The organism is Streptomyces sp. S4.7, assembly GCF_010384365.1.
Classification (GTDB): Bacteria; Actinomycetota; Actinomycetes; order Streptomycetales; family Streptomycetaceae; genus Streptomyces.
Window position 1 is genome coordinate 4,891,043 of sequence record NZ_CP048397.1, and the last position, 13,815, is coordinate 4,904,857.

Here is a 13,815-nt window from a genome sequence, read left to right on the forward strand (position 1 = left end):
CGAGCCGGACACCCCGCGCTCCGGGGGAGGGGGCGGAGTGGCGATGCTCACGTGTGCGGCCCTCTGGACAGATGGGCGCGAGCGTCGGATGATCAAATGAGTGCGGTCGGCACCGGATGAGCGATAACGAAGCGTCCGGGTCGCAGCCCCCACGGGGCATACACCTACAAACCCTCATCAAGGAGTAACCGTGGCGCGCGACGCAGGGATTTCCACCGGAGACCCCCTCAATCCCGTGGCTCCCACCGTCCCGGCCGGTCAGTCCGTCCCGACCGGCCACCAGGAGCTGATCTCCTGGGTCGACGAGATCGTGGCACTGACCCAGCCGGACCGGGTGGTCTGGTGCGACGGCTCGGAGGCCGAGTACGAGCGCCTGTGCGAAGAGCTCGTGGCAAAGGGCACGTTCACGAAGCTCGACCCCATCAAGCGCCCCAACTCGTACTACGCGGCCTCCGACCCCACCGACGTGGCGCGCGTCGAGGACCGCACGTTCATCTGCTCCGAGAAGGAGGAGGACGCCGGCCCCACGAACAAGTGGAAGGCCCCGGCGGAGATGCGCGACATCTTCACCGGCGAGCAGGGCGTCTTCCGCGGCTCGATGCGCGGCCGGACCATGTACGTCGTCCCGTTCTGCATGGGTCCGGTCGGCTCACCGCTCTCCGCGATCGGTGTCGAGATCACCGACTCCGCGTATGTCGCGGTCTCCATGCGCACCATGACGCGCATGGGGCAGCACGTCCTCGACGAACTCGGCGACGACGGCTTCTTCGTCAAGGCCGTACACACGCTCGGCGCGCCTCTTGAGGCCGGGCAGGCCGACGTACCGTGGCCGTGCAACACCACCAAGTACATCTCGCACTTCCCCGAGGACCGCGAGATCTGGTCGTACGGCTCCGGCTACGGCGGCAACGCGCTGCTGGGCAAGAAGTGTTACGCGCTGCGCATCGCCTCCGTCATGGCGCGCGACGAGGGCTGGCTCGCGGAGCACATGCTGATCCTCAAGCTCACGCCGCCGCGCGGCGAGGTCGAAGCCCCCAAGTACATTGCCGCCGCCTTCCCTTCGGCCTGCGGCAAGACCAACCTCGCGATGCTGGAGCCCACGATCTCCGGCTGGACCGTCGAGACGATCGGCGACGACATCGCGTGGATGCGGTTCGGCGAGGACGGCAGGCTGTACGCGATCAACCCCGAGGCCGGCTTCTTCGGCGTCGCGCCCGGTACCGGTGAGCACACCAACGCCAATGCCATGAAGACGATGTGGGGCAACTCCGTCTTCACGAACGTCGCGCTCACCGACGACGGCGACGTGTGGTGGGAGGGCATGACCGAGGAGCCGCCCGCGCACCTCACGGACTGGAAGGGCAACGACTGGACCCCGGAGTCCGGGACCCCCGCCGCCCACCCCAATGCCCGCTTCACGGTGCCGGCCGGCCAGTGCCCGATCATCGCGCCCGAGTGGGAGGACCCCAAGGGCGTCCCGATCTCGGCGATCCTCTTCGGCGGGCGCCGCGCCTCCGCCGTACCGCTGGTGACGGAGTCGTTCAACTGGCAGCACGGTGTCTTCCTCGGCGCGAACGTCGCCTCCGAGAAGACCGCCGCCGCCGAGGGCAAGGTGGGCGAGCTGCGCCGCGACCCGTTCGCGATGCTGCCGTTCTGCGGCTACAACATGGGTGACTACATGGCCCACTGGGTCAAGGTCGGCGCCACGGCCACGGCCAGGGGTGACGAGTCCAAGCTCCCGAAGATCTACTACGTCAACTGGTTCCGCAAGAACGAGGCGGGCAAGTTCGTCTGGCCCGGCTTCGGCGAGAACGGCCGCGTACTGAAGTGGATCGTGGAGCGCCTGGAGGGCAAGGGCGAGGGCGTCGAGTCCCCGATCGGTATCCTCCCGGCGAAGGGCGCCCTGGACACCAAGGGCCTCGACCTCTCGGACGCGGACCTGGACTTCCTGCTCACGGTCGACAAGGAGGTCTGGCGCGAGGAGGCGTCCCTGGTCCCGGCCCACCTGAACACCTTCGGCACGCACACGCCGCCGGAACTGTGGGCGGAGTACGAGGCGCTGGTGACCCGCCTCTCCTCCTGACCGCCACCCCTGAACCACCCTCCGAGAACGGCCCCCGGAGCCCATCCCTCACGGCTCCGGGGGTCTCGGCGTGTGCGGCTTCCGCCGGCTGGGCCCTTTCCGGCGGATCTTCGGGAGCCGGAACGGCTGGCACGGCACCTCGCCGCACTGCCGGACTCGTCCGAGTACGTCCAGTGCGAGCACGATCCTGCGCCTTGCGATGCACCGCACCACGTGACACCAGCCGCTCCGCGGTGGGCCCGGGCCGATCCCCGAAGGTCCGCCGGACAGGACCTAGGAGGCGTGCGCCGTGGCGAAGGGCTCCGACCGGTCGGGCTCAAGAGTCCGGAGCGCCGCCGTGTGGGCGTCCATCCGTTCCGCCGCGAGGATCGCCGCCGCCGTGTCCGCCCGTGACGCGGCGACGACGAGCGCCCGGCCGGCGAGGTCGAGTGCGCGGCGGTGCAGGGCGGCGGCGGGCGGGCCGGGGGTCGCGCCGGTGGTGCGGAGCGGCGGGGCGCCGCGCAGCCTCGTCACCTGCCGGGCGATCAGCTCCGCCGCTTGGTCGAGGCCCAGGTCGTCGGTGGCGGCCAGCAGCGCCGCGAGGTGGCCGGCGAGCTGGATGTCCAGCTCCTCCTCGCGGGTGCGGTGCGGGAAGTCGGTGTCGGCCATCGAGTGGACCGACTTGGTGCGGATCGGCTCGTACATGGGGATGGTCTCCTGGCGTCGTCAGGAGACCATCCTACATTGGAATCAGTCTAAAGTTGAGTCCTGTCGAACCGTGCGTCTCACGGCTGCGAATACCCGTCCAGGAAGTTCCCGATCCGCGTCACCGCGTCGGCCAGTTCCCGCGCCGCCGGAAGCGTCACGATGCGGAAGTGGTCGGGCTCCGGCCAGTTGAATCCCGTCCCGTGCACGACCATGATCTTCTCGCGCTGGAGCAGATCGAGGACCATCTGCCGGTCGTCCTTGATCTTGAAGACCTTCGGGTCGAGCCGGGGGAAGAGATACAGCGCGCCCTTCGGCTTCACGCAGGTGACGCCCGGGATCCGGGTGAGCAGGTCGTACGCCGTGTTCCGCTGCTCCAGGATGCGCCCGCCCGGCAGGACGAGATCGTCGATCGACTGCCGGCCGCCGAGCGCCGTCGCCACCGCGTGCTGCGAGGGCATGTTGGCGCACAGCCGCATGTTGGCCAGAATCGTCAGACCCTCGATGTACGAGGTCGCGTGCTTCTTCGGGCCGCAGACCGCCAGCCAGCCGGAACGGAAGCCGGCGACGCGGTAGTTCTTCGACAGACCGTTGAAGGTCAGGGTCAGCAGATCGGGCGCGAGGGCGGCCGTCGGGGTGTGGGTCGCGCCGTCGTACAGGATCCGGTCGTAGATCTCGTCCGAGCAGACGATCAGACCGTGCCTGCGGGCGATCTCCGTGAGCCCGAGGAGCATCTCGTCGCTGTAGACGGCGCCGGTCGGGTTGTTCGGATTAATGATCACGATCGCCTTGGTGCGGTCGGTGATCTTGCGCTCGACGTCGGCCAGGTCCGGCATCCACTCCGCCTGCTCGTCGCAGCGGTAGTGCACGGCGGTGCCGCCCGCGAGGGAGACGGACGCGGTCCACAGCGGATAGTCCGGCGCCGGTACGAGCACCTCGTCGCCGTCGTCCAGCAGTGCCTGCATCGACATCTGGATCAGCTCGGAGACGCCGTTGCCGAGATAGATGTCCTCGACGTCCAGCTCGATGTTCTTGGTCTGGTAGTGCTGCATCACCGCGCGCCGCGCGGACAGCAGCCCCTTCGCGTCGCCGTAGCCGTGTGCGTCGCCGAGGTTGCGGAGGACGTCCTCCAGGATCTCGGGCGGGCACTCGAAGCCGAAGGCCGCCGGGTTCCCCGTGTTGAGTTTGAGGATGCGGTGGCCTGCTGCCTCCAGCCGCATCGCCTCGTCGAGGACGGGACCCCGGATCTCGTAACAGACATTGGCGAGCTTGGTTGACTGGATGACCTGCATGACGGCGAGCTTACGACCGGGTTTCCCGGGGCGCCTGGTGTTTTTGACCACGTCGGTCCGGAGTGTGAGACGGTCGGGCCTGAGACACCCCGCAGGGCCCGCATTTTGTTGAGGCAGTGTTCATCGAAACGGCCCGGTCGGTTCACCCGGGCAGCGGGGGGTCCCACAACGCTGGGCGCTCATGAAGAAGCGCAGCACACTCCTCGCCCTGGCCACCGTCACGGTCATGGCCGCCACCACCGCACTGCTGCCGTCGGCCCTGGCCACCGGCTCCCACACGAAGCCCGGCCACGGCGACAGCCGCGGCGGCAAGCTCGACCTCACCCTCCTCGGCCGCTACGAGAGCGGCAAGTACGACGAGGGCGGCGCGGAGATCACCGCGTACGACTCCAGGACCCGCCGGGTCTTCACCATCAACGCGCAGGCCGGCACCGTCGACATCCTCGACATCCGCGACCCCGCCCAGCCCCGCAGGACCGGGCAGCTCGCCACCCCCGGCGCCAACAGCGTCGCCGTCCACGACGGTCTGGTCGCCGTCGCCCAGCAGGCCGAGGCCAAGACGGACCGGGGCACGGTCTCGTTCTTCCGCGCCTTTGACGGCCGCAAGCTGAGAGAGGTCCGGGTCGGCGCCCTGCCCGACATGGTGACGTTCACCCCCAAGGGTGACCGCGTCGTCGTCGCGAACGAGGGCGAGCCCGACTCGTACTGCCCGCCCGGCGGCGAAGAGCCCGCGGGCATCGACCCCGTCGGCTCCGTCGGCGTCGTGGAGCTGGACCGGGGGCGCGGCGGCGACCTGCGGCGCGCCACCGTACGCACGGCCGGCTTCGAGAAGTGGGACCGCAAGAAGGCGGAGCTGACCCGGGACGGCGTACTGGTCTACGGCCCGAACGCCTCCGTCAGCCAGGACATCGAGCCCGAGTACGTGGCGGTCTCCGAGGACGGCCGCACCGCCTGGGTCACCCTCCAGGAGAACAACGCGCTCGCGCTGGTCGACCTGCGCCGCGCCGAGGTCGAGAAGATCGTCCCGCTCGGCGAGAAGGACCACTCCAGGCCCGGCAACGGCCTCGACGCCTCCGACAAGGACGGCGTGAACATCCGCACCTGGCCGGTCAAGGGCCTCTACAAGCCCGACGGGATCCACGCGTTCACGGCGCGCGGCGGCGAGTACACCGTCAGCGCCAACGAGGGTGACGCCCGCGACTGGGACTGCTTCGCCGAGGAGGTGCGGGTCAAGGACGTCGAGCTGAACCCGAAGGCGTTCCCGAACGCCGCCGCGCTCCAGCAGGACGACGCGCTGGGCCGTCTCAACATCACCAGCACCTCACCGCGCGACAGCCAGGGCCGGGTCACCGAGCTGAACTCGCTCGGCGGTCGCTCGATCTCCGTACGCGACGAGCGCGGCCGGCTCGTCTGGGACTCCGGCGACGACCTGGAGCAGCTGACGGCGAAGGCGTTCCCGGAGGACTTCAACACCGACAACGCCGAGAACGACCCCGACAGCCGCAGCGACAGCAAGGGCCCCGAGCCGGAGGGCATCACCACCGGAACGGTGCGCGGTACGACGTACGCCTTCGTCGGTCTGGAGCGGCCCGGCGGCATCGCGGCGTACGACCTGAGCGACCCGCGCCGCCCGAAGGCCGCCGGATATGTCAACTCGCGTGATTTCGCGGGCGACCCGGAGGCCGGTACGGCGGGTGACCTGGGCCCGGAGGGTGTGCTGTTCGTCGCGGCGAAGGACAGTCCGACGGGTGAGGCGCTGCTGGTGGTGGGCAATGAGGTGAGCGGGACGACGGCGATCTACCGGGTCGGCCGCTGAGGCGAGGGGCGGGTTCGCCCCGCGTTGCCGGGGAGCGTCCTCAATCGCCGGACGGGCTTGCATCGCGTCGGTCCCGGTGTCCTCGATCGCCGGACGGGCCGGGTGTCGCCGGGCGGGATTGATGCCGGTGGGTTCCGCCCGGCCCGCGGCGGGGGCGGTTCACGGCGTACGGCGGACCGATCGGCCCGCCAGGACGTCCGTGCGGCGGCCGTCCTCGATCACGAAACGGCCGTCGATCAGCACGTGCGGGATGCCCACCGGCAGTGTCCGCGGCGACGCGAAGGTCGAGCCCGCCGCCACCGTCCGCGGATCGAACAGCACCAGATCCGCCCGGTAGCCCTCGCGGACCAGCCCCCGGTCCGCGAGGCGCAGGCGTGCGGCGGGACGCGAGGTCAGATGGGCCACGCACTCCTCCAGCGACAGGACGCCGAGCTCGCGCACGTACCGGCCCAGATACTGCGGGAAGGTGCCGTACGCGCGCGGGTGCGGCTTCGCGCCCTGGAGGATTCCGTCGCTGCCCCCGGTGTGCACGCGGTGGCGCATGATCTCCCGCACGTTCTCCTCGTGCCCGACGTGCTGGAGGATCGTCGAGCCGAGCCGGTCGTCGATCAGCAGCTTGCGGGCGGTCAGCCAGCCGCTCTCGCCGCGCAGCCGCGCCGTCTCGGCGATCGTCCGGCCGACATGTGCCGTGAGCGCCGGGTCGGCGACGCCGGAGATCTCGATGGTGTCCCACTCGATGGGCACACCGTGGCAGCCGTCCGCGCCGATCTCCTCCATGTGGTGACGGATCCTCTCGGCGGTCGCCGCGTCCCGCAGCCGCTCCAGGATCGCGTCCTGGCCGCCCGCGCTCGCCCAGCTGGGCAGCATCGCCACGAGCGTCGTACAGCCGGGTGTGTAGGGGTAGGTGTCGAGCGAGATGTCCGCGCCGTCGTCCAGCGCCTTGTCCAACAGGGCGATCAGATCGGGTGCCTTGCCCTTGTTCACACCGAAGTTCATGGTGGCGTGGGCGAGATGGAGCGCGCAGCCCGCGGTCCGTGCGAGGTCGACCATCTCCTCGTACGCGCGCAGGGCGCCCGCGCCGTAACTGCGGTGGTGCGGGCAGTAGTAGCCGTCGTGGCGGGCCACCACCCGGCAGAGTTCGGTGAGTTCGGCGTCGTCCGCGTACATGCCCGGGGTGTAGGTCAGCCCGGAGGACATGCCGACGGCGCCCTGCTCCAGGGACTCGGCGACCAGTTGCCGCATCCGGTCCACTTCGGCGGGGGTCGCCGGGCGGTCGTCCTGGCCCACCGCGTACATCCGGACCGTGCCCTGCGGGACGAGGTACGCCGCGTTGACGGCGATACCCCGGCCGTCGAAGCCTTGGTCGAGCCGGTCCAGGAACTCGCCGACCGTGCGCCAGTCGAAGTCGACCGACGTGTCGCCGGGCCCGCCGCCGTTCCAGCCGGTGACGGCCCTGCGGACCTCGGCGAGCGTGGTGTCGTCGACGGGGGCGTACGACAGCCCGTCCTGGCCGATCACCTCCAGGGTCACGCCCTGCGCGGCCTTCGCCGAGTGGTCGGGGTCGCGCAGCAGCGCGAGATCGCTGTGCGCGTGCATGTCGATGAAGCCGGGGGCGAGGGCGAGCCCCGCGGCGTCGACGACCCGTGTCCCGGAGAGCGCGGGGCCTGCGCCGGTCCCGTGGCGCCGGATCTCGGCGATACGGCCGGCGGTGACGCCGACGTCCGCCCGGTAGGAGTCCTGACCCGTGCCGTCGACGACACGCACGTCCCGTATGACGAGATCCATGGCTGGCAGCGCTTTCCTTGGGGGTGGGTCGGGTTGCTTGGCCGGGGCCGCCCGGGGGCGGTTTGTCCTCAATCGCCGGACGGGCTTGGAAGCCCCGCCCCGGCGACGGGAAGGGCCCACCCGGCGACGGGAAGGGCCCACCCGGCGGCGGGCAGGCCCCGCCCGGCGGTCAGAAGAACGTACGGATGAGATCCGTGACCGTGCCGTCCGCCTCGGCCAGCGGGATCAGCTGCCACTTGTCGAACGACGTGCACGGGTGCGAGAGCCCGAAGCCCACCCAGTCGCCGACCTCGATCACCGCGTCCGGCGACGTGTGCAGCTTGCCGTGCTGGTCGGACAGGCCGGTGACCGTGATGCCGCGCGCCGGACGGATCTCGCCGGTGCGCGCGTCGCGCACGACCTGCGCCTCCGGCAGGTCGAGGTCGTACGCCGCGTCCCGCTTGCCCGCGTTGACGAACGCCTGCTCCGGCGAGGGGCGCGAGACCACCTGGGCCCAGAGCCGGAAGGCCGGCTGGAGCGCGCCCTCGGCGGGGATCCGGTTGAAGGGGGTCAGCCGCTTGTAGTGGCCGTCGTCGTGGGACACGTACGCGCCGGAGCGCAGCAGTTTCAGTACGGGGCGGGACAGCACCGGGATGTCGGCGAAGACGTCCGCGACCGCGTCGAACCACGCGCTGCCGCCCGCGCTGACCACCACCTCGTCCACGGTCCCGGAGAACCGGCCCGCCGCGTCGAACTCGGCGGCCAGCGCGGTCAGCCGGCGCAGCCAGGCGCGTACGGTCTCGTTGTCGGCGTGCGGCACCTCGCCCTCGTAACCGGCGACACCGACCAGCCGCAGCGTGTCGGTGGCGGCCACGGCGTCGGCGACCCGCGCGCACTCCGCCTCCCTACGGACGCCGGTGCGCGCGCCCTCGCCCGCGCCCAGCTCCACGACGACGTCGACGGGGCGCGAACCGCCCGCCGCCCGCAGCGCCTGGTCCATCAGCTCGACGCCGCGCACGGAGTCGACGTAACAGATGAAGCGGAAGCCCGGGTCGCCGTCCAGCTCGGCGGAGAGCCAGCGCAGCGCGACCGCGTCGACGACCTCGTTGGCGAGGAAGATCCGCTGGATGCCGAACGCCCGGTAGACACGCACCTGGTGGGGGAGCGCGGCGGTGATCCCCCAGGCCCCGTACTCCAGTTGGCGCGCGAAGAGCTGCGGGGACATGGACGTCTTGCCGTGCGGGGCGAACGCGAGGCCGTGCCGCTCGGAGTACGTCTCCAGGAGCGCCAGGTTGTGGGTGAGGGACTCGGCGGAGAGGGCGAGTACCGGGGTGGTGAAACCGCCGGTGAACAGATTGCGGCGCTCGGCGGCCAGCTCGGCGACGGTGAGGCCGTCGGCGTCCGGCGGCAGCCCCTTGAAACGGTGGTCGAGACGCTCGTTCCTGAGGTGCTCTTCGCTGAGTCGTCCGGCGACCGCCATAGGGCCTCCTCCATCTGTCTCGTTGCAACATGTGCAACACCCATTGCGTATGACGCTTGACGCTGTCTAACATCCGAGCCGTTGCCGGGTCAATGATGGGCCCGGCGCCCCGGCCGGTGAAGGCTGCCGGCCACGACGAGCGAGGAGCCCCCGAGTGCCCGCACCGGAAACAGCGGACCCGACAGGCCCCGGTGGGCCCGGCGCACCCGTCGATGTGGTCAGCCTCGGCGAGTCCATGGTCACCCTCCTGCCCTCGCGCCCCGGCCGCCTCGCCGACGTCCCCGCCTTCACCCGCACCATCGGCGGGGCCGAGTCCAACGTCGCCTGCGCGCTCGCCGCCGCCGGCCACACGGTCAGGTGGATCAGCCGCGTCGGCGCCGACGGTTTCGGCGACCACCTCGTGGAGGCGATCGGCGCGTACGGCGTCGACACCTCCGCCGTGCGCCGCGACGCGGACGGCCGACCGACCGGCATCTACTTCCGCACGGCCACGGACCGCTCCACCACCGCCCACGAGGTCGCCTACTACCGGGCGGGCTCGGCCGCGTCCGCGATGTCGCCGCGGACGATGGACCGCGACGACCTGTGGTCCGGCCGCGTCCTGCACCTGTCCGGCATCACGGCCGCCCTCTCGGACGACTGCCTCGCCCTGATGCGCGAGCTGTCCGAGCGCCGGGCGGGCCGGCCGCTGCTGTCCTTCGACGTGAACCACCGTCCCGCGCTCTGGCGCGACGACTCAGGTCCGCGCGTGCTGCTCGACCTCGCTCGCGGCGCCGACCTCGTCTTCGTCGGCGACGACGAGGCCGCGCAGCTCTGGGACCTGCACAGCCCGCAGGCGATCCGGGAGGCGCTGCCGGAGCCCGCGGTGCTGGTGGTGAAGGCGGGCGCGGACGGCGCGACCGCGTTCGTGAGGGACTCCGGGACCGCCACGGGCACGGACACCGGCGCGAGCACCCGCACCGGCTCCGGCGTGGACACCGTCACATCCGTACCCGCCCTGGCCGTCGACGTCGTGGCACCCGTCGGCGCGGGCGACGCCTTCGCCGCCGGCTTCCTGTCCGCGACCCTCCGGGACCTGCCGACCGTGGCCCGGCTGCGCCACGGCCATCTGACGGCCGCCGCCGTCCTCACCGACGCGGGAGACGTCTGCGTCCCGCCCGCCCGCGCACACGCCGACCGCCTCGCCGCGCTGGACGACGCGGCGTGGGGCAGCCTGCGACTCGGCCCCGGCTGGACCTCCGGCGCCGGGGAGCCCGGACAACGGCGGGAAGCGGTACCCACCTCATGAGCCAGACCGTCGACCGCGCGCTGAGCATCCTGCCGCTCCTCGCCCGGGGCCCCGCCGACCTCGGACAGGTCGCCGCGCGCCTCGACGTCCACAAGTCCACCGCCCTGCGGCTGCTGCGCACCCTGCACGAGCACGGGCTCGTCTACCGTCAGCAGGACCAGCGCTACCGCCTCGGCGCCCGACTCTTCGCGCTCGCGCAGGAGGCCGTGGAGAGCCTGGACGTACGTGAGATCGCCCACCCGCACCTCACGGCGCTGGGCGAACAGTGCGGGCACACCGTCCACCTCGCCGTCATAGAGGACAGCGAGGTCCTCTACATCGACAAGGTCGAGAGCCGCTACCCGGTCAGGATGTACTCCCGGATCGGCAAACCGGTCGCCGTCACCGTCGCGGCCGTCGCCAAGCTGCTCATCGCCGACCTGCCCGAAGCCGAGCGCCGCGCACTCGCCGAGCGGCTCGACTTCCCCATGTACACCCCCCGTTCGATCCCGAACGCCGCCGCCTTCCTCAAGGAGCTGGCGACCGTACGCGAACAGGGGTGGGCCGCCGATCTCGGCGGCCACGAGGAGTCCATCAACTGCATCGGGGCCCCGGTCCGCGGTGCGGACGGCCGGGTCGTCGCCGCCATGTCGGTGTCCGCGCCGAATGTCGTCGTCACCGTCGATGAACTCCTCGCCCTGCTCCCGCTGTTGCGCCGCGCCGCCGACGCGATCAGCCGCGAGTATTCAGGGCACGCGCACCAACCGGAACCCGCACCCCCCGCTCTTCGGAAAGAGATCTCATGAGCGACCAGACCGCGAAGACCGCAGTCGTCCCCGCCACGCACGCCGCGCCGCCGGCCAAGTTCTCCCACGGCGTCCGCAAGGGCAACATCCTCCAGGTGGCCGGACAGGTCGGCTTCCTCCCGGCCGTTGCGGGCGAGGCCCCGACCGTGGCCGGACCGACACTGCGCGAGCAGACGCTCCAGACCCTCGGCAACGTCAAGTCCGTTCTGCAGGCGGGCGGCGCGAGCTGGGACGACGTGATGATGATCCGCGTCTACCTCACGGACGTCGCGCACTTCGCCGAGATGAACGAGATCTACAACGCCTACTTCGAGGAGCAGAACCTCAAGGACGCGCCCGCCGCGCGTACGACGGTGTACGTCGGCCTGCCCGCCGGACTGCTGATCGAGATCGACGCGCTGGCCGTACTCGGCTGATCCCGGCCCTCCGGCCCTCCCGGCCGGACGCTCCGGCCACTCGAACCCCACCCGGCACGGCACGGTGCCCGTTCCCCGAACCCCACGGGCGCCGCGCCGCGATCCCCCTGCTCGATTCCCTTTACGGGAGCCCGCTCGACACGCTCTGATGCACGGAACACGAGGTCCCCCCATGCTGCTCGCGGCCGACGCACCCCCCGCGCCCGAGGCCCCGCCCCACACCGGCGGACTGCTTCTGCTGATAGACGGGACGGCCGGTCTGCTGACCGTCGCCGTCCTCGGAATCGTTCTCCTCCTCTTCCTGATCATCAAGGTCAGGCTCCAGCCCTTCGTCGCCCTGCTCGGTGTCTCCATAGCCGTCGGCCTCGCCGCCGGACTGTCCGTGACCGAACTCTTCGGCACCGTCCAGAAGTCGGCCGCCGTCTCGATGATCGAGTCGGGCATGGGCGGCATCCTCGGCCATGTCGCGATCATCATCGGACTCGGCACGATGCTCGGCGCGATTCTCGAAGTGTCGGGCGGCGCCGAGGTGCTGAGCACCCGGCTGCTCAACCTCTTCGGTGAGAAGCGCGCCCCGCTCGCGATGGGCGTCACCGGTGTCGTCTTCGGTATCCCGGTCTTCTTCGACGTCGGCATCTTCGTCCTCGCGCCGATCGTCTACGCCGCCGCGAAGCGCTCCGGCAAATCGATTCTGCTGTACGCGATGCCGCTGCTCGCCGGCCTGTCGATGACCCACGCCTTCCTGCCGCCGCACCCCGGCCCCGTCGCCGCCGCCGGTCTGTTCGACGTGGACCTCGGCTGGGTCATCCTGATGGGCGTCGTCGTCGGCGTCCCGGCCGTGCTCGCCGCCTGGGTCTACGCCGCGTGGATCGGAAAGCGCCTCTTCGTCGACGTACCGCAGGACATGGTCGAGGCCGCGGCCGAGGCCAAGAGCGCCGTCGGCGCCGAGCAGGAGGCGTCGGGCGTCGCCCCGCCCGAGAAGGCGGTCGCCCTCGGTACGGTGCTCGCGATCATCGGCACCCCGCTGATCCTCATCCTGCTGGCGACGTTCTCCTCCATAGCCCTGGACCCGAGCACGCTCCGGTCGGTCGTCGAGTTCTTCGGCCACCCCTTCGTGGCGCTGACGATCGCGCTGCTGCTCGCGTACTACCTGCTCGGCATCCGGCGCGGCTGGTCCCGCCACTCCCTGGAGACCGTCTCCACCGCGTCCCTCAAGCCGGTCGGCAACATCCTGCTGGTCGTCGGCGCGGGCGGGGTCTTCGGCGCCGTGCTCAAGGGCAGCGGCATCGCGGACGCGCTCGCCGACACCTTCAACGACGTCGGGCTGCCGGTCATCCTGCTGGCGTGGCTGATCTCGGTCGTGCTGCGCGTCGCCCAGGGCTCGGCGACCGTCGCGATCGTCACCACGGCGGGCATCGTCGTACCGCTGGTCGAGGGCCAGGACATGTCGCAGGCGCATCTCGCGCTGATCATCATGGCGATCTCGGCGGGCTCGATCTTCGCCTCGCACGTCAACGACGGCGGTTTCTGGATGGTGGCCAAGTACTTCGGCATCTCCGAGCGCGACACCCTGAAGTCGTGGACCGTGCTGGAGACGGTCCTGTCGGTGGCCGGTTTCGTGGTCGCGGCGCTGCTCAGCCTGGTGATTTAGGTACGGTACGGCTCCATGTACCCCGAGCCGAATCCGTACACGAATCCGCAGCCGCAGCCGCAGCCGCACCCCCAGCAGAACCCGTACCTGAGCCCGCCGCCGCGACCCCCCGCCCAACCGCACCCGTACGTCGCTCCGTACGCCGACCCGCACGCCAACCCCGAGTTCCTCGCCGCCGACAGCAGGAGCGGCATCGTGGTCGACGAGACGGGCGTGACGTTCGACTTCGAGGGACAGAGCGCCGAGTTCCCCTGGCCGGACATCCAGAGCGTGCACTCCAGACCGGGCGGCGGCCACCGGCTCATGGTGGCCGTCGTGCTGCCCGGCGGGAAGTTCTACGAGTGCGTGGTGAAGGCGCGCAACCGCGCGACGCTGGAGCACTGGTTCCGCGATCTCGGACACGTGCTCCACGTCTATCTCGGCCGCCGGGACAATCCGCCCCCCTGGACTCCCTGAGCGACACCTCTCCCCGGCGGAAACGGAACCGAGACCGCCGGACCTCTTGCGCGATCTTCGCCGTACGGCTTTGGTGACCCGAGTCACTTACGGGGACGAG

General features: G+C 70.9%; 11 protein-coding genes. 7 read left to right on the forward strand and 4 right to left on the reverse strand.

Features of this window, described 5'->3' with window-relative positions; genetic code table 11:
* Positions 1–235 precede the first annotated feature (235 nt).
* Positions 236–2,083, forward strand: coding sequence for a phosphoenolpyruvate carboxykinase (GTP) (locus SSPS47_RS21975; RefSeq protein ID WP_164254835.1), 1,848 nt, complete (start codon positions 236–238; stop codon positions 2,081–2,083).
* A gap of 273 nt (positions 2,084–2,356) precedes the next feature.
* Here the strand turns inward: SSPS47_RS21975 and SSPS47_RS21980 are convergent, their stop codons facing one another.
* Both SSPS47_RS21980 and SSPS47_RS21985 read right to left on the reverse strand, forming a co-directional pair.
* The gene (locus tag SSPS47_RS21980) at positions 2,357–2,767 is read right to left on the reverse strand and encodes a hypothetical protein (protein WP_164252552.1); all 411 of its coding nucleotides are present in this window, start codon (positions 2,765–2,767) and stop codon (positions 2,357–2,359) included.
* 80 nt (positions 2,768–2,847) lie between these two features.
* Positions 2,848–4,059 (reverse strand): pyridoxal phosphate-dependent aminotransferase, encoded by a 1,212-nt coding sequence (locus SSPS47_RS21985; RefSeq protein WP_078075340.1) that lies wholly within the window; start codon positions 4,057–4,059, stop codon positions 2,848–2,850.
* A gap of 181 nt (positions 4,060–4,240) precedes the next feature.
* Here SSPS47_RS21985 and SSPS47_RS21990 point away from each other — a divergent pair, with 181 nt between their 5' ends.
* Positions 4,241–5,875, forward strand: a complete 1,635-nt coding sequence (locus tag SSPS47_RS21990) for a choice-of-anchor I family protein (protein ID WP_164252553.1) — start codon at positions 4,241–4,243, stop codon at positions 5,873–5,875.
* A 159-nt stretch (positions 5,876–6,034) separates the two neighbouring features.
* On the opposite strand, the gene SSPS47_RS21995 is transcribed toward SSPS47_RS21990, so the two are convergent.
* A complete protein-coding gene (locus SSPS47_RS21995) occupies positions 6,035–7,660 on the reverse strand; it encodes a D-aminoacylase (protein ID WP_164252554.1) in 1,626 nt (541 codons plus the stop codon).
* A gap of 169 nt (positions 7,661–7,829) precedes the next feature.
* Positions 7,830–9,119 (reverse strand): amino acid deaminase, encoded by a 1,290-nt coding sequence (locus SSPS47_RS22000; protein WP_164252555.1) that lies wholly within the window; start codon positions 9,117–9,119, stop codon positions 7,830–7,832.
* A 154-nt stretch (positions 9,120–9,273) separates the two neighbouring features.
* Between SSPS47_RS22000 and SSPS47_RS22005 the strand changes: the two genes are divergently transcribed.
* The 5 genes from SSPS47_RS22005 (at position 9,274) to SSPS47_RS22025 (ending at position 13,715) form a co-directional block, all read left to right on the forward strand.
* Entirely contained in the window at positions 9,274–10,407 is a 1,134-nt protein-coding gene (locus SSPS47_RS22005; RefSeq protein WP_275405167.1) for a sugar kinase, read from the forward strand.
* The gene (locus SSPS47_RS22010) at positions 10,404–11,192 is read left to right on the forward strand and encodes an IclR family transcriptional regulator (protein WP_164252556.1); all 789 of its coding nucleotides are present in this window, start codon (positions 10,404–10,406) and stop codon (positions 11,190–11,192) included. The genes SSPS47_RS22005 and SSPS47_RS22010 overlap by 4 nt, the downstream gene beginning before the upstream one ends.
* The gene (locus SSPS47_RS22015) at positions 11,189–11,608 is read left to right on the forward strand and encodes a RidA family protein (RefSeq protein WP_164252557.1); all 420 of its coding nucleotides are present in this window, start codon (positions 11,189–11,191) and stop codon (positions 11,606–11,608) included. The genes SSPS47_RS22010 and SSPS47_RS22015 overlap by 4 nt, the downstream gene beginning before the upstream one ends.
* A gap of 172 nt (positions 11,609–11,780) precedes the next feature.
* Positions 11,781–13,259 (forward strand): gluconate:H+ symporter, encoded by a 1,479-nt coding sequence (locus SSPS47_RS22020; protein WP_164252558.1) that lies wholly within the window; start codon positions 11,781–11,783, stop codon positions 13,257–13,259.
* A gap of 15 nt (positions 13,260–13,274) precedes the next feature.
* The gene (locus SSPS47_RS22025) at positions 13,275–13,715 is read left to right on the forward strand and encodes a hypothetical protein (protein WP_164252559.1); all 441 of its coding nucleotides are present in this window, start codon (positions 13,275–13,277) and stop codon (positions 13,713–13,715) included.
* The last annotated feature ends 100 nt before the right edge of the window (positions 13,716–13,815 follow it).

Coding starts and splice junctions, on each gene's coding strand:
- SSPS47_RS21980 (WP_164252552.1), bottom strand. CDS start 2,767: ATGTACGAGCCGATCCGCACCAAGTCGGTCCACTCGATGGCCGACACC.
- SSPS47_RS21985 (WP_078075340.1), bottom strand. CDS start 4,059: ATGCAGGTCATCCAGTCAACCAAGCTCGCCAATGTCTGTTACGAGATC.
- SSPS47_RS21990 (WP_164252553.1), top strand. CDS start 4,241: ATGAAGAAGCGCAGCACACTCCTCGCCCTGGCCACCGTCACGGTCATG.
- SSPS47_RS21995 (WP_164252554.1), bottom strand. CDS start 7,660: ATGGATCTCGTCATACGGGACGTGCGTGTCGTCGACGGCACGGGTCAG.
- SSPS47_RS22000 (WP_164252555.1), bottom strand. CDS start 9,119: ATGGCGGTCGCCGGACGACTCAGCGAAGAGCACCTCAGGAACGAGCGT.
- SSPS47_RS22010 (WP_164252556.1), top strand. CDS start 10,404: ATGAGCCAGACCGTCGACCGCGCGCTGAGCATCCTGCCGCTCCTCGCC.
- SSPS47_RS22015 (WP_164252557.1), top strand. CDS start 11,189: ATGAGCGACCAGACCGCGAAGACCGCAGTCGTCCCCGCCACGCACGCC.
- SSPS47_RS22020 (WP_164252558.1), top strand. CDS start 11,781: ATGCTGCTCGCGGCCGACGCACCCCCCGCGCCCGAGGCCCCGCCCCAC.
- SSPS47_RS22025 (WP_164252559.1), top strand. CDS start 13,275: ATGTACCCCGAGCCGAATCCGTACACGAATCCGCAGCCGCAGCCGCAG.